This window comes from Janthinobacterium sp. C22 (genome assembly GCF_057919405.1).
This window is the reverse complement of sequence record NZ_CP193659.1, coordinates 5,326,142-5,341,095: the sequence shown is the minus strand read 5'-3', so window position 1 is coordinate 5,341,095 and position 14,954 is coordinate 5,326,142. Positions and strand designations below refer to the sequence as shown.

Sequence of the window (14,954 nt, the reverse complement as noted above, 5' to 3'; positions counted from 1 at the left end):
CTCAGTGTTCCAGGCCGCGGTGCCACTGCAGCAAATGATTATTCAGGGCATTCATGGCCATGTCGATGGCCAGGCCGAACAGGCCGATGGTAAACATGCCGGCGATAATCTTGTCAGACCAAAAATACTCGCGCGCTTCCAGGATGCGGAAACCGAGGCCGCTATTCACGGCGATCATTTCCGCCACGATCACGACGATGAAGGCCGTGCCCATGCCGATGCGCGCGCCGGCCAGGATATACGGCGTGGCCGCCGGCAGGATGACGCGGCGGAACATGGTCATCTGGCTGGCGCCCAGGTTGCGTGCGGCGCGGATATAGATGCCGTCGACCTGGCGCACGCCGGCGATGGTATTCATCAGCACGGGGAAGAAGGAACCGATGCTGATCAGGAAGAAGGCGGGCGGGTTGCCCAGGCCGAACCACAGGATCGCCAGCGGAATGTAGGCGATCGGTGGAATCGGGCGCAGCACCTGCACCAGCGGGTCGAACAGTTTATAGATGGTCTTGTTGGTGCCCATCAGCAAGCCCAGCGGCAAGGCCAGGCCGGCGCCGATGGCGAAGCCGCCCAGCACGCGCGACAGGCTGGCCCAGGCGTCGTGCGGCAGTTCGCCGGAGAACATCCACACCAGGTAGTTGCCCGCTTCGGGCGTGTACGCTTGCATCGGCATCAGGTATTCATACCACTTCACCAGCACGGCCACGGGCGAGGGCAGGATTTGCGGGTTGATCCAGCCGAAGGTCGACATGGCTTGCCACAGCAGCAGCACGGCGACGGGCACGGCGGCGCCGTGCGCGAAGCGTTTCATCATTTGAATATTCATCGTGACACTTTCAGATTAGCGTGGTCGTGGTTAGCGTGGGACATAGGACTTCTTGGCTTTTTCCAGCAGATCCAGCTTGACCCAATCCTTGGCGGCAGGCGCCTTGGCCATGCGGCCCACGCCGAATTTCACCATGTAGTCGGTGGTCAGCTGCACGTGGCTTTGCGTGATGTCTTCCGTGAAGATGGCGTTGTCGATGGCGTCGCGGTAATCCTCGCTCGTGATCTGGTTCTTGAACATCGATTCGCGCACGTATTTTTCCGCCAGTTTCGGGTCGGCCAAGAACGCCCGCGTGGCGGCGACGAAGCAATCCATGAAGCGCTGGGCCACGGCCGGCTTTTCCTTGTACATCTTTTCCGTCATCACGAGCGCGCGCACGGGCTCGCCCAGCGGCGTGTCGTAGGGCTTGATGATGGCCGCGCCGTATTTCTTGTGGATGGCCTGCGTCGAGTACGGTTCGGACTGGCTCATGACGTCGATATCCTTGGTCAGCAGCGCCTGGTTCAGGTCAGGGTAGCCCATGTACAGGATCTGCACGTCCTTGCCCGGCTTGTCGGACCAGCTCAGCTTGGCCTTGGTCAATTCGGCAAACAGCAGGATTTCCTGCGGGCCGCCGCGCGTGACGCCGACTTTCTTGCCTTTCAGGCCAGCAATATCCTTGATGTTCAGGTCGGGACGCCCGACGATCTGCACGCCGCCCTTGGCGAAGCCGCCCACCAGGTACACGGGTAAGCCCGTGGCGCGGCCCGTGATGGCCGCTTCCAGCGCGCTGGCGGAGACGTCGATTTCGCCGGCGATCATGGCCGGCACGATGTCGAGGCCCTTGGCGAAGATGCGCTCTTCAATTTTCAGGTCGTATTTGGGCGCGATTTCCTTCATGTAGGCGACGGCGCCGTAATGGGCGAATTTCAGGTTGCCCAGGCGAACCAGATCGGCCGCATGGGCCGCCAGCGGGAATTGCGCGGCCAGTGCGACGGCCACGGCCAGTGCCTTGGTGTTCAGGACGGATGCGATGCGGAAGGTGCTTGCCATGCTGTTGTCTCCAAAAAAGGTAGATGGTTTTTATATTGGGTGAGGCTGCCGCTCTGGTGGCGGTTACAAAAATATAAAAGCATCTTCCGTGCCAGTGGAGCGCATTTTGGCGTTTATTGCAAGTGATTGTTTATAAAGGTTTAATTTGAATCTATTGAAAATGGGAAATGGCGAGATTCCGCCTTTCCGCACGGCGAGGGGAAAGGCTGTGCGGATTGCCGCATTTTGGCCGGTGGATGCGATGCGGGCTGGCGCCGCGTGGGGGCCGGCATGCGGGTGAACCTAAATGGCGCGGCCGACTCCAATCGTAAAAAACGCGTTGCAAACAGGCTGGCAACGCGTAACTCCCCCGTGGAGTAGGGGCGGCGCCGCGCGGGCGCCTGATCGGTCGGCTTTGGCGGGCCTTATTTCGGCGCCGTGGCGGGCGGCAGGGCCGGCGCGGTGGCCGGATCGGTCAGCGGCGCGGGCGGCGTGGTGCTGCCCGGGCCCGTTTCCGGCGTGGCTGGCGTCATGGGGGCGGGCAGTACCTGCGGGGCGGATGCGGGGTTGGGCGCCGTTTCAGGCAGCGGCGCCTCGGCCGGTTTTTTGCAGGCGGACAGGGTGACCAGGGCAGCGGCGGCCAGCAGAGTAGGCATGTTCATGATGGTTCCTTTGCAAAATATTAAGAATTGGCGCGATGCGGACGGCGGGCGCCGCGCGCGAAGCTTGAATTTATTGCAAGAATGCCGACGCTTCTGTTCGCTATTTCACTTTGTGCGCGTATGGGATACGGGGTTTTTCAGATGTCTTTTATAGATGCCGCGAGAGAAATAATTCAGCAGGGCAATATTTTTCACTTTCTTGCTTCTAATGTTCGTTAACGCACAGACCAGTGAGGAGCAGGATGGCATTCTGTGCCCAGACGCTCAGGATTCGTGGCGTTCTGGTATAAAAATTGCCAAGAACTTAACAATCCGGGCTACCGGCAATCGTTTAAAAGGAGTATTCAAATGCATGCAATGACTCAGTCTCACGTGAAGAGCGAATTAAAGGCAGCGCACCAGGAACTTCGTAGCCCCGAAAAAGGCTCGCAAATGGTCGAACGCGCAGCACCCATCCCCCGGAACGCATGAATCCCATTTCCATGGCACCGATCGAGCGCGTGCGTTCGACGTCGGCCACCCTGCGCCGCATCGAAAACATGCAAAAACTGATCGGCGAATTGTCGCTGCACGAGATGCTGGCCGACGAAATCGCCTGGTTCCTCAAGTTTTCGCCATCGGGCGCCCGCAAATACATCCGCGACCTGCGCGAAGCGGGCGTGATCGAACTGGCCCGCTACATCGAAGGCACCGCCACCTACCTGGGCAAGGCAGTGTACCAGCTGACGCCGGATCCTGAGCGCGTGCGCGCCTTCCTGGCCGCCATCGTCCAGCCGAAACGCGAAGGCGCGCCACCGCGCAAGGACCGTCCCGGCCTGCGCGAGCAAAGCATGGCAGGCAGCGGCCGCCACTTCCACATCCTGGCCGATGACACGCATTACGCCATCCGCGTCAACCGCGGTCCCGTGACGCGCGATCCGCTGGTGGCCGCCTTGTTCGGTGCGCCGCAGCAAAAATCGGCCGAGTAATTTCCGCGCCTGCGGGGCCGCCTGGCGGCTGGCAGGCGGAATGCTTGTTGTTTCGATTCTCAGATGCATGTCGAAAGCCGGGTGACAACCCGGCTTTTGGCGTTGGGGCAAGCCCTTTGAGCTTGGCGGATTGAAAAGATATTAATCAACCCCATGTGGGCTGGACTGCTGCCCGCAACGCGCGGGTTCACTTGAAGGAGCTTGTCCTTGTCTGCCTACGCCGCCCTGTTATCGTTCCCGCCATTGCGCTGCCTGAAACGGACTGCCGCATGAATCCGTTCCTGTGGATCGCCCTCGTCACGGCCGCCATCGTCTTTTCATTATGGTTCCCCCGCTGGCGCTTGAAGCGTGCCCTGTCCAGGCCCTTGCCGCCGGAAGGCCTGGCCGTGCTGGAAAAGAATATTCCCGTGTATCCGCGCATGCCGGCGCCGCTGCAGCAGCAGTTGCGCCGGCTCGTCGTGCAATTCCTGTATCAGAAGAAATTCGTCGGCTGCGGCGGCCTGGAGATCACGGACGAGATGCGCTACACCATCGCCGGTCAGGCGTGCTTGCTGCTGCTGAATCGCCAGACCCAGGTGTATCCGGAACTCGACACCATCCTCGTGTACCCCACGGAATTCATCGTCACGCGCAATGAAGTGGGGCCGGGCGGCGTGGTCACGCCATCGGCCAATGGTCTATTGGGCGAATCCTGGGGCGATGGCCGCGTGGTGCTGGCCTGGGACCACGTGCAGCGCGGTGCGGCCGACTGGACCGATGGCCACAACGTCGTGCTGCATGAATTCGCCCACCAGCTCGACAGCGAATCGGGCGCCGCGAATGGCGCGCCCTACCTGCCCAGCGTGTCGAGCTACCGCAGCTGGGCCACCGTGCTGTCGCGCGACTTCGACAACCTGCGCCACGACGCCATCTATCAGCAGCACAGCGTGATGGACCATTACGGCGCCACGAATCCCGCCGAATTCTTTGCCGTGGCGACGGAAACCTTCTTTGAAAAGCCGTACCAGATGGCCGAGCACCACGAAGAACTGTATGCGCAATTCTTGCAGTACTACAAGGTCGACCCGCGCGACTGGATGGCGCCGCCTGTGGAGCCCGAACACATGGCCTCGCCGTTTCCCAATTACGCGCCCCACTGGTAGGCGGGGCTTCAGCCCAGCAACCGCTGTTTCAGCGCGGGATAGCTGCTGCGCGAGACGGGGATGCCCGTGCTGGTTTGCGTGTCGAGCGCGTATCTGCCGCCCGCGGCGATCTGCAGCCGTTTGAAACCCAGGCTGTTGACGAGGTAGGAGCGGTGCACGCGCAGGAAATGGGGCGGCAGCAGGGCCATGAGCTTGTCGATCGGCAAGTCGTGAAAGCACTGTTCGCCGCTGCGCAGCACGATGTTGCTGTAGTGGCCATCGGCTTGCACGTGGTCGATCTCGGCCATGGCGATCCATTCCAGCGCCCCCGTTTCTTGACGGCCAGCGAGGCCGCTTGCGTATGCCGCCCCGTGTAGCGTTGCAGCGCCTTGTGCAGCCGTTCGCGGCTGAAGGGCTTGGCGACGAAATCGAGCACGCCGAATTCGAAGGCCGTGATCGAGCGCTCCGCGTGGGCCGAGACGATGATGGTCTGGAACGGGGCTTGTTGGGCCAGACGCAGCAGGTCATAGCCATCCCCGCCGTGCAGGTTCAAATCCAGCAGCAGCAAGTCGATCTTGTTCTGCGCCAGGGCGGCCAGCGCTTGCGGCACATTGTCATGCAGCACCAGCGCCGCCAGGCGCGTCCCGAAATGCGCGCGCACCTCGCGTTCCAGGCCTTGCGCGATCAGCGGTTCATCTTCCAGTATCAATACGTTCATGGGGCCGCCGGCAAGGTAAAGGTGAGGCGCCAGCCTGTCGGCGGCTGTTCGCTGGCATATTCACAGGCATAGCTGGCCGCATCGCCGAATACGGCATGCAGGCTGGAGCGGATGTACTGTTCGCCCACGCCGCTGCCCGCGTGCGGGCGTGCCTCGCCCTCGGGCATCCGCAGGGTGAGCACGTGCGTTTGCGCATCTTTTGCGATGCGCAGGATAAAGGCCGCGCCGTGGCGGTAGCGGTTATGGCTGAACGCATTTTCCAGCGCCGTCAGCAAGATGGCGGGCGGCACGGTGATGCCCGCCGCCTCCCCATCGAACTGCAAACGGCACGGCTGCTGCAGCCGCGTGCCCATGATGCTCAGGTAATTCTGGCACAGGGCCAGTTCCTGCGTCAGGGCGATGCTCGGTTGCTGGGCAAACTCATTGAGCATGCGCAACTCGGCTCCCAGCGCCTCGATGAAGGTTTCGGCCGCCTGCGGCGATTGGGCATTGAGTTCGCTGATCAGGCTGAGGGAATTCATCAGGAAATGCGGTTGCATGCTTTTGCGCAAGAGCTGGTTTTCCAGCTGCCGGGCGCGCGCCGCCTTGCTGCGTTCGCTCAACAGCTGCGCCAGCAATTGCGCGCACAGGGGCAGCAGCAGGAAGCACACGACGAGGGCGAAGCCGCCTTCGGCAAACTGGCTGCCCGTCAGCAGGAACAGGGCGCACGAGGCCAGCGCGATCAAGGTGCCGCCGCGGCTGCCCGGCAGGCGGCGCCACAGGGCGCCCAGGTTGAGCAGCAGACTCGCTGTCAGGCCCGTCAGAAACATCAGCCAGCACCGGGCGTCGAAATGCGCGGGTAGCGCGCCGGCCAGCGCAATGCACGCGAGCAACACCGCCGCCGCCAGCGGCCAACGGGGCAGGCGCCAGGCCGTATAAAAATACAGGGGCAGCAGGGCGGAAAACAGCCAGGTCAGGGCGCTGACGGCATACAGGCGCGGCAAGTGCCAGGGGTAGGCGTAGCCGGTAACGCTGCGCCAGAGTTCCGCCACCAGCAGCAGCGCCGCCACCAGGCACAGCGCGGCAAACATGGTCCAGTGCCGCTGCCGCTGGTACAGCGCCGTCAAGGCGAGGAAGAGCAGGGCGACGGCGCCCAGCGCGCCGGCCAGCAGCAGCGGCGGCAGCCGGTACCAGGCCAGCGCCGCGCGGTACTCTTGGCGGTCGACCAGGTACAGCGCATAGAATGGTGACACCAGGCGGGCCGGCGCCTGCTGCGTCGATAGCAGCAGGCGCAGGTGGTGCTTGCCTACGGTCAACTGTTGTGGCGTCAGGTGGATGGCGAAATCGATGTCGCCCGGCCTTTCATCGACAGCCTGGCGGGCCGGCAGGCCATTGCTGCCGATCAAGTTGCCATCGAGCCACAGCTCGCTGGAAGCCAGCGCCGACAGGACCAGCAGCTGCGTCGACGACGGCGTGGCGGCCAGGACCAGTTCGCGCTCGATGCACAGCAGCTGGCCCGGCCGGAGCAACTGCCGCAGTGTGGCGGCGGGCGCGGAGGGACTCGCGCCGCAGGTGCGCCAGCCTTCGTCCAGCCAGAGCGGATGCATGGCGCAGGCGAAAGAAGGCAAGGCCAGGCAGCACAGCAACAGGTAGCGGAAGAGGGAGGGCATGGCGGGCATTGTAGCTGTTCATTTGCCAACCCTTTGCAACATTTTCATGCTCCCCGGTGCCGTTCATGCAGTCCGCGTGCATTTCATGCATCGCCCGCCCATGGCGCTGTCATGATGCTTATCATGCATCAGTGCCGCGTGGTGGACGCGGCCTCACCATGGAAGCATGACTATGCAAAGCAGCAACTACTACGGTTTCGCCGGCGCGCTGGCGCTGTTCTGCGGCGTGGCGCAGGCCGCATCCGCTCCCGCATCTGTTCCCGCCCCTGCGCTGGCCGCGCGCCTGGCGGATTTCGACGGCTGGGTGGCCCGGCGCATGAGTGCGCAGCGCATCCCGGGCGTGACCGTCGGTTTCAGCCAGGGCGAGGTGGAATGGGTAAAAGGCTATGGCTATGCCGACCTGGAAAACCGCGTGCCGGCCACGGCTCGCTCCAGCTACCGGCTGGCGTCCGTCACCAAGCCCATGACGGCGGTGGCCGTGCTGCAGCTGGTCGAGCAGGGCAAGGTCGACCTCGATGCGCCCGTGCAAACCTATGTGCCGTATTTCCCCGTCAAACCGTTTACGGTCATGGTGCGCCAGTTGCTGGGCCACCTGGGCGGCATCGATGCCTACCGCAACAGCCAGGCGGAACAGCATTTCAAGGAGCACAAGGATACGCGCCAGTCCCTCGCCGTCTTCGAGCAGTTCGACCTGATCGCCGAACCGGGCACGCGCTTCCGCTACACGAGCTATGGCTACAACCTGCTGGGTGCCGTCATCGAGGGCGCCTCGGGCGAAAGCTATGGCGGCTACATGCGGCGCCATGTGTGGGGGCCGCTGGGCATGGACACCATCGTGATGGACGACCCGCACGCCCTGATCGCCCACCGCGTGCGCGGCTACCGGCTGGACGGCCAGGCCTTGAAAAACGCGGAATTCGTCGACATCAGCAGCCGCTTTTCCGCCGGCGGCACGCGTGCCAGCGTGCCCGACATGCTGGCCTTCGGCAGGGGCGTCCATGAAGGCAAGATCCTGTCGCCAGCCAGCGTGGCCGCCATGGTGCAGCCGATGGCCACGCGCGCGGGCCGCTTGACGCGCTACGGCATGGGCTGGGAAATCCTCCCCACGGGCGGGCGCTACGCCATCGCCCACAGCGGCCAGCAGCCGGAAACCGTCACCTATCTGTACAGCTTTCCCTCGCGCAAACTCACCCTTGCCGTTGCCGCCAATCTCGAGCGCGTCAATCCCGAGGCCTTCGTGCAGCGCCTGTTCGAGGTGGTCACGGGCGAGCCGTGGCAGCTGAACACGTATATCGCCGATGCGGACGCGCAGCGCGCTTACCAGGTGGCGCAAGGCCTGTTCGAGGAGGGCAGGGCCTACGCCGAGCGCACGGATCAAGCGTATGCGGATGCGGCCGCCACGCGGGCAGCCTTTGCGCAAATCAACCAACAAGCGCTGGCGCCGGACGCCACGGCCGCGCGCGCCTTCATCGAGGCGGCCCGCCATCCGGCCGGCGGAAGCGTCTTCCTGGCAGCAGGCGCCAGCATGGCCGAGGCGTTGCGCCGGTCGGGCGCCGACCTGGATACCTACTCGCGCGGCGGCGCGCTGGCGTTTGCGCGCGACTATATTCTGTTGTCGCAAGGCAAAGCGTCCGGCACCTTGCCCCGCTTCGATCCCGCCTTCGAGCAAGCCATCGTGGCCCTGGCCGCCAGCTGGGACCGCACGGCCGCCATCGCCTGGCCGGCCGCACCCGCCTCCGCGTCCATTCCTGCACTCGATAGCCAGCTGCGCGCGGCCTTCCACGGCCAGCGTGCGTATCCCGATTTCGTGCCCGAGCTGCTTGAACTGGCGCAAGCGTCGGCCGCGCGCGGCGAAGCGGAGGCGGCGCTGGCGGCCGGCCGCCTGGCCGTGGCACTGTATCCGCTCAGCGACGGCGCGCATGCGCTGCAGGGCTTGACCTTGCTGCGCGCCGGCAAGATGGAAGATGCCACGGCTGCCCTGCGCGTGTCGCTGGCCCGCGACCCGCTGGGCGCGGCCAGCCCGGCGGCGCTGAACCTGGAAGCGTACCGTTTGAAAGGCGGCGGCGCCGTGGCGCAAGGCATGGCCGTGCTGCAGGCGGCCGTCAGCCTGCATCCGCGCAACGCGAATCTGCACGATAGTCTGGCCGAGTTTTATGTGGAGCAAGGCTTGCGCCCGCAGGCCGTCGAGGCTTACCGCCAGGCATTGCAGCTCGATCCCCGCTATCCGGGCGCTGTGGGGGCCAAGGCGGCAATCATCCGCCTGGGCGGCGAGACCAAGGCGCTGGCGCCTTAGATGATTTGCTCATATGCAAGGGTGAAAAGATTCCTTTTTGGAAATAAGCGTGCCGCGGTCTAATGGCGGCATTCGTTATCCACCAGAGGAATCCCATGCAGACCCGCCTTCACTTCGCCGCGCTTCTTTTCACTTCCATCGCCTTCACGCAAGTGGCGCAAGCGGACCAGCTGGCCGCCATCAAGGCGAAGGGCGAGCTGGTCTGCGGTACCCTGGGCACGGATGAGCCGAACAGTTTCATCGACGCCAAGTCGCGCCAGCTGGTCGGTTATGAAGTGGACCTGTGCCGCGCCATCGCCCAGGGCCTGGGCGTCAAACCGGTGATCAAGCAGCTGGCCGTGGCCGCCCGCATTCCCGAATTGCAGCAGGGCCGCATCGATATCCTGACGGCATCCTTGACGCACAACAAGGAACGCGAAGCGCTCGTCGATTTCTCGCTGTCCACGTTTTACACGGGCCAGCGCGTGCTGGTCAAAAAGAGCAGCAACATCACGACGGTCGCGGGACTGGCCGGCAAGAAAGTGCTGACCGTCAAGGGCGGCACGCAGGAACCGAATATCCGCAAGGCCGTGCCCGGCGTGGACGTGGTGACGTTCGAGACGGCGGGTCAGGCTTATTTGGGCTTGCAGCAAGGTAAGGGCGTTGGCTATGTCGACGATGAAGTGTCCCTGCTGAACAATTACGCCAAGCTGGGCGCCGCGCAAAAGGATTACCTTGTGCTGCCGCAAAACATCAGCCAGGAAGTGTTTGCCTTCGGCATCCGCAAGGGCGAGACGGGCGTGAAAACGGCCGTCGACCAGGTGCTGCGGGGACTGGAAAAATCGGGCGAGGCGGAAAAACTGTTCTTCAAATGGTATGGCCCGACGAGTAATGTGAAATTTGAGAAACGTAATTTCAAGATCGAATCGGACAAGATCGACGCCTGAACCTTGCCTGACTCTCCCGCATGTTTGATCTGCACTTTTTGCTGTCCGGCGACTACCGCGACTGGCTCGTTTCCGGCTTGCTGCTGTCCCTGCAACTGATGGGCATTACCTTGCTCTTGTCTTTGCCGCTGGCCTGCGGCGTGGCCATGCTGCGGCTGGCCCCGTCGCGCCTGCTCAATGGCCTGGGCGCCGCGTATGTCGAGCTGATCCGCAACGTGCCCTTGCTGGCCCACTTCCTGTTCTGGTATTTCGGCGCGCCCGAATTGCTGCCCGATGTGTGGAAGGAGCGTTTGTATGCCGGCAATATCGAAGCCGTCAGCGCCGTCACGGCCCTGACTTTATATACGGCCGCCTACATGGCGGAAGACATCCGCAGCGGCATCCGCGCCATTCCCGCCCAGCAATTCGAGGCGGGCCGGGCGCTGGGCTTCAGCTTTCTCGCCACCATGCGCCTGTGCATCGTGCCACAGGCGCTGCGCCTGGCCGCACCACCGCTGCTGTCGCAAACCCTGACCCTGTGGCAAAACACCAGCATCGCCACCGTCATCGGCGTGGCCGAGCTGATGTACCAGACGCAGCGCGTGGAAGCGGCCTCGTTCCGCAGCGTCGAGACCTTCGTCTTCGCCAGCGCGGCCTACCTGGCCGTCTCCCTGCTGATCGCCGGCCTGGCGGCCTGGCTGCAAAGAAAGGTGGCCTGATGCTGGAACTCCTCCATGATTACTGGTTGTATTTCCTCGTCGGCCGCTATCCCGAGGGGCCGCTGGGCGGACTGGCGCTGACGGTCGTGCTGGCCAGCCTGGCGCTGGTGCTGAGCTTGCCGTTCGGTTTGCTGCTGGGGCTGGCGCGCCTGAGTCCCTGGCGGCTGCTGCGCTGGCCCGTCGCCGCACTGATCCACGTGGTGCGGGGCATCCCCTTGCTGCTGGTCATCTTCTGGGCGTATTTCTTCCTGCCCAGCATCACGGGACATGAAAGCGGGCAGTTCGGCACCATGCTGGCCGCCCTCGTCCTCTTCGACGGCATTTATCTGGCGGAAATCGTGCGGGCCGGCGTGCAAGCCGTGCCGCGCGGGCAGGTGGAGGCGGCCCGTTCGCTGGGTTTGAACTATCTGGACAGCATGCGCTCGGTGGTGCTGCCGCAGGCGCTGCGCCACATGCTGCCCTCGCTGGTCAACCAGTTCGTCTCGACCATCAAGGAAACCTCGCTCGGGTACATCATCGGCCTGGCCGAGGTGTCGTTCATCGCTTCGCAAGTGAACGGCCTCGTGCTGACCAAGCCCGTGCAAGTGTATTTCCTGTTGGGCATGACGTATTTTGTCTTGTGTTTCAGCCTGTCGCGCGCCGCCTTCTGGCTTGAGCGGCGCCAGGCGCGTTTCCTGAAAGCGGCAGCATGATTACCTTTGACAACGTCAACAAATATTATGGCGAGTATCACGCCTTGCGCGAGATCAATGAACACGTGGCCAAGGGCGAGGTGCTGGTCGTGTGCGGACCATCCGGCTCGGGCAAGTCGACCCTGATCCGCACCATCAACCGCCTGGAGCCGGTCGCCTCGGGCCGCATCACGGTGGCGGGCCAGGACATCCACGCGCCGGGGCTGGACGTGAATGCCTTGCGCTCGCATATCGGTTTTGTGTTCCAGCAATTCAACCTGTTTCCGCACTTGTCCGTGCTGGACAATTGCGCGCTGGCGCCGCAGCGCCTGCGCGGCCTCACCCGGCGCGAAGCGCACGAGCGGGCGCTGGCCCTGCTGGAGCGCGTGGGGCTGGCGCACAAGGCGCGCGCCATGCCGGCGGCCCTGTCGGGCGGGCAGCAGCAGCGGGTGGCCATCGCCCGCGCACTGGCCATGCAGCCGCCGCTGATGCTGTTCGACGAGCCGACCAGCGCGCTGGACCCGGAAATGGTGGGCGAGGTGCTGCAAGTGATGCGCGACCTGGCGCGTGAGGGCATGACGATGGTGTGCGTGACGCACGAGATGGGTTTCGCGCGCGAGGTGGCGGATCGCGTCTGGTTCATGGACCACGGGCAAGTGCTGGAGCGGGCCGCGCCCGGCGAATTCTTTGCGCGGCCGCAACATGCGCGTGCACAGCAATTTCTGGCCGATATCCGCAGCCCATATGGGGCACCGGCCTGAGGATGTGTGGGCTGTGTGCGCAAGCGAACGGTATCTTGGCGCCGTCCGGCGCACGCTATCGGGGTGGCGCACGGGGCGCCCGCAGCCGACCAGGAGGGCCTTATCATGTCACGCATCATTGCAGGTCATTTTCAGTTGCAGGAGCAGGTAGACGCCGCGCGCGCCGCGCTGAACCAGGCGGGCTTTCCCGATAGCCGCATCAGCGCCTTCTTTGTCAACCAGCCGGGCCAGCACGATCTGCACGCGCTCGGCGGCGACCGCGACATCTCGCCCGGCGCCAAGGAGACGCCCGAGGGCGTGGTGGAGGGGGTGGCCGTCGGGGCCGCCGTCGGCGCGGGCATCGGCGCGGCCACCACCCTGGCGACGGGGCCGCTGGGTCCGGTGGTGGGGGCGCTGGTGGGTGCCCACGTGGGCTCGCTCTACAGTTTCAATAAAATGAAGGAGGCGGGCGAGCCCGAGAAAAATGGCGAAAACCACCGCCAGCCACGCCATCCGGGCATGCTGATCGCCGTCGCGCTGGGCGGCCTCGACGAGCGCGAACGGGCGCTCGAGACACTGCACCGGCTGGGCGCCGAGCATATCGAGGAAGCGGAAGGCACGATCGCCAATGGCGACTGGCATGACTTCGATCCGCTCAGCATTCCCGTGCTGGTGGCGTGAATCGGCGCCTCTGTGGTGCCATATGCATAAATTCCGCGCTGCACGAAATTTAGGTATGATCCTTGTTAGTATTGCTAATGATTGGTAAACAATGCCGACAGGGATAGTTTCCGCGCGCCCGAAGTGACACTGGACCCAGGTGACTGCCCGTAGTACTTGCCTCGCATGCTAACGAGTATGGATAGGAGGGCGCGTCATGACACAGGCATGGTTCATTCTGACACGGGCCGATGGGCGCGACATCTGCGCGCCCTCGCCGGCACAGCTGGCCGATGCGCTGGCCGAGGTGTACCGCGGCGGCGCCGTCGCGCCGGACGGCAGCCCGGCCGCCGTCTTGTTGCGCTTCGGCTACGACGATGGCTTGATGTATCAGGTCGAAGTCGCTAGCGGAGGCGAAGTCACCTTCGAGGAATGGTCGGACCGCGATTGCGAAATCGCCCTGGCCAGCCCGCGCCACATGTCGGCCCTGCCGCAGGACGACGCGCTGCAGCTGTGGCAGTGGCTGGCGCAGCGCCAGGTGGCGAAGATCCGCAGCCTGCCCTGGCAGGGTAGCTAGCCCTGCCGTCTTGCCAAGAGCCTAGTGCGCCATCAGCACGGGGATGGTCATGCTCTGCAGAATCGTGCGCGTGACGCCGCCCAGGATGGTTTCGCGCAGGCGCGAATGGCCATACGCTCCCATCACCAGCAAGTCGGCCGACAGGTCGGCGGCCTGCGACAGCAGCGCTTCGCCGATATCGCCGCGCCGCACGCCGCCGCCATCGAGCAAATGCAGCCGCGCTTCCACGCCGTGGCGCGCCAGGTACTGCAGCAGTTCCGCGCCTGGCTGTTCGCCGTGTTCGGCCGCATGCACCTGGGCGTCGAAGATGGCCACATGCACATGTTCAGCCCGCTGCAGCAGGGGCAGGGCGGCGGTCACGGCGCGGCTCGCTTCCTTGCTGGCGTTCCAGGAAATGAGTACATTGCGCGCCGCTGCCGGCGGCGCCAGCAGGGGCAGCGGCGGCGCATACGGCACGATCAGCACGGGCCGGCCCGAATGCAGCAGCACATAGGCGGGAAAGTCGCGCATCACGGACGGCGATTTATCCTTGGCATTGTATTGGCTGATGACCACCAGGTCCGCATAGCGGGCCAGCAGGCTGATGCCGCCCGCCGCCTCGTCGTCGACGACGCGCTGTTCGAACGAGGCGACGCCGGCCGCGCGCACCTGCTGTTCGAAACCGTCGAGGGCGCGCGTGGCCCGCTCGCGCAGGAAGTTCAGATGCAAGCTCAGGTTCGGGTCCGCATCGAGGTCGGGCTGGTGCTGGTACAGCAGGCGCGACACGCCCGTCAGCGCCACGCCCGTCAGGTGGCCGCCGCACGCCTGAGCGATGCTGGCCGCCGCTGCGATGCGGGCGGCGCGCCCGGCGCCGTCGTCGATGTGGAGCAATACGGTCTTGTACGTCATGGCCTGTCCTCTCGCTGTGGGTAGCGGCCATTCTGGCACAGTCCGGGGCGCCGGCCGCGCACGACTGCGGCCGGCGCTTGTCGCTTCAGCTCATGGCGATGATGATGATATCGGCGTCGCAGTTGCGATAGTGAATCACGATGACGATGATGCGCCGCAATTGCGCCGCCTTTTGCGCCACCTCCAGCATGGCGCGGCTGGCACGGTTCTTCATGGTCACCTGCACTTGCGAGGCGTCGCTGACGGGGATGCCCATGGCCTTCAGCGCCGCCTTCGGGTTGGCCATCAGGGCCAGCGCATGCTGTGGATCGAGCTCCGCCTGATGCACCGATTCCACGTCGCTCATGCCGGGATTGATGTCGTTGAACAAGTCCCTCAATGCTTCTGTGTCGTCCTGGATTTCCATCGCGTTCTCCTTTGGATCATGCCATCAGGCAAGGATTATCTGCCTTGCCCGCCGAGGTGCCATCACCTCTCCGATGAGTATGATTTTGATAATTTCTCGCATGTGGACACAGCGCAGACGAACGCGGCAATAAGCAGACCGGG

The 14,954-nt window shown here is 64.2% G+C and carries 16 protein-coding genes and 1 pseudogene; 9 read left to right on the top strand and 8 right to left on the bottom strand.

What is annotated here, in order from left to right; all coding sequences use genetic code 11:
• Window position 1: 1 nt before the first annotated feature.
• The 3 genes from ACRHIG_RS24950 to ACRHIG_RS24940 all read right to left on the bottom strand — a co-directional run bounded on the left by ACRHIG_RS24950 (window position 2) and on the right by ACRHIG_RS24940 (window position 2,496).
• The gene (locus ACRHIG_RS24950; protein ID WP_489628252.1) at window positions 2-823 is read right to left on the bottom strand and encodes an ABC transporter permease; all 822 of its coding nucleotides are present in this window, start codon (window positions 821-823) and stop codon (window positions 2-4) included.
• A gap of 30 nt (window positions 824-853) precedes the next feature.
• Entirely contained in the window at window positions 854-1,855 is a 1,002-nt protein-coding gene (locus ACRHIG_RS24945) for an ABC transporter substrate-binding protein (RefSeq protein ID WP_489628251.1), read from the bottom strand.
• Between the two features lie 404 nt (window positions 1,856-2,259).
• Window positions 2,260-2,496 (bottom strand): hypothetical protein, encoded by a 237-nt coding sequence (locus ACRHIG_RS24940; protein WP_475413700.1) that lies wholly within the window; start codon window positions 2,494-2,496, stop codon window positions 2,260-2,262.
• A gap of 467 nt (window positions 2,497-2,963) precedes the next feature.
• On the opposite strand from ACRHIG_RS24940, the gene ACRHIG_RS24935 reads away from it, so the two are divergent.
• Window positions 2,964-3,464: a winged helix-turn-helix domain-containing protein gene (locus ACRHIG_RS24935; RefSeq protein ID WP_223278908.1), complete on the top strand. Its 501-nt coding sequence runs from the start codon at window positions 2,964-2,966 to the stop codon at window positions 3,462-3,464.
• 269 nt (window positions 3,465-3,733) lie between these two features.
• The gene (locus ACRHIG_RS24930; protein WP_475413699.1) at window positions 3,734-4,606 is read left to right on the top strand and encodes a M90 family metallopeptidase; all 873 of its coding nucleotides are present in this window, start codon (window positions 3,734-3,736) and stop codon (window positions 4,604-4,606) included.
• Between the two features lie 8 nt (window positions 4,607-4,614).
• Here the strand turns inward: ACRHIG_RS24930 and ACRHIG_RS24925 are convergent, their stop codons facing one another.
• The 3 genes and pseudogenes from ACRHIG_RS24925 to ACRHIG_RS24915 form a co-directional block, all read right to left on the bottom strand.
• Window positions 4,615-4,893 (bottom strand): LytTR family DNA-binding domain-containing protein, encoded by a 279-nt coding sequence (locus ACRHIG_RS24925; RefSeq protein WP_489628250.1) that lies wholly within the window; start codon window positions 4,891-4,893, stop codon window positions 4,615-4,617.
• Between the two features lie 131 nt (window positions 4,894-5,024).
• Window positions 5,025-5,303: pseudogene (locus ACRHIG_RS24920) on the bottom strand (response regulator); the annotation flags it as partial.
• Complete coding sequence (locus ACRHIG_RS24915) at window positions 5,300-6,952, bottom strand: histidine kinase (protein ID WP_489628249.1); 1,653 nt, start codon at window positions 6,950-6,952, stop codon at window positions 5,300-5,302. The gene ACRHIG_RS24915 and the pseudogene ACRHIG_RS24920, both read right to left, overlap by 4 nt.
• A gap of 172 nt (window positions 6,953-7,124) precedes the next feature.
• On the opposite strand from ACRHIG_RS24915, the gene ACRHIG_RS24910 reads away from it, so the two are divergent.
• The 7 genes from ACRHIG_RS24910 (at window position 7,125) to ACRHIG_RS24880 (ending at window position 13,517) form a co-directional block, all read left to right on the top strand.
• Window positions 7,125-9,245: a serine hydrolase domain-containing protein gene (locus tag ACRHIG_RS24910; RefSeq protein ID WP_489628248.1), complete on the top strand. Its 2,121-nt coding sequence runs from the start codon at window positions 7,125-7,127 to the stop codon at window positions 9,243-9,245.
• A 95-nt stretch (window positions 9,246-9,340) separates the two neighbouring features.
• Window positions 9,341-10,171: a transporter substrate-binding domain-containing protein gene (locus ACRHIG_RS24905; protein ID WP_215408276.1), complete on the top strand. Its 831-nt coding sequence runs from the start codon at window positions 9,341-9,343 to the stop codon at window positions 10,169-10,171.
• 20 nt (window positions 10,172-10,191) lie between these two features.
• Window positions 10,192-10,869 carry an amino acid ABC transporter permease gene (locus tag ACRHIG_RS24900; protein WP_489628247.1) on the top strand — a complete coding sequence of 226 codons (678 nt, stop codon included), beginning with the start codon at window positions 10,192-10,194 and terminating at the stop codon, window positions 10,867-10,869.
• The gene (locus ACRHIG_RS24895; protein WP_475413693.1) at window positions 10,869-11,561 is read left to right on the top strand and encodes an amino acid ABC transporter permease; all 693 of its coding nucleotides are present in this window, start codon (window positions 10,869-10,871) and stop codon (window positions 11,559-11,561) included. The genes ACRHIG_RS24900 and ACRHIG_RS24895 overlap by 1 nt, the downstream gene beginning before the upstream one ends.
• Window positions 11,558-12,301 (top strand): amino acid ABC transporter ATP-binding protein, encoded by a 744-nt coding sequence (locus ACRHIG_RS24890; RefSeq protein WP_489628246.1) that lies wholly within the window; start codon window positions 11,558-11,560, stop codon window positions 12,299-12,301. Before ACRHIG_RS24895 ends, ACRHIG_RS24890 begins: the two co-directional genes overlap by 4 nt.
• A 105-nt stretch (window positions 12,302-12,406) precedes the next feature.
• Window positions 12,407-12,961 carry a glycine zipper domain-containing protein gene (locus ACRHIG_RS24885; RefSeq protein WP_489628245.1) on the top strand — a complete coding sequence of 185 codons (555 nt, stop codon included), beginning with the start codon at window positions 12,407-12,409 and terminating at the stop codon, window positions 12,959-12,961.
• Window positions 12,962-13,157: 196 nt separating this feature from the next.
• On the top strand, window positions 13,158-13,517 hold the full coding sequence (locus ACRHIG_RS24880) for a hypothetical protein (RefSeq protein ID WP_475413690.1): 360 nt from the start codon (window positions 13,158-13,160) through the stop codon (window positions 13,515-13,517).
• 21 nt (window positions 13,518-13,538) lie between these two features.
• On the opposite strand, the gene ACRHIG_RS24875 is transcribed toward ACRHIG_RS24880, so the two are convergent.
• Window positions 13,539-14,405: a universal stress protein gene (locus tag ACRHIG_RS24875; protein WP_489628244.1), complete on the bottom strand. Its 867-nt coding sequence runs from the start codon at window positions 14,403-14,405 to the stop codon at window positions 13,539-13,541.
• Window positions 14,406-14,490: 85 nt separating this feature from the next.
• Window positions 14,491-14,811 (bottom strand): hypothetical protein, encoded by a 321-nt coding sequence (locus tag ACRHIG_RS24870; protein ID WP_071324588.1) that lies wholly within the window; start codon window positions 14,809-14,811, stop codon window positions 14,491-14,493.
• Window positions 14,812-14,954 lie beyond the last annotated feature (143 nt).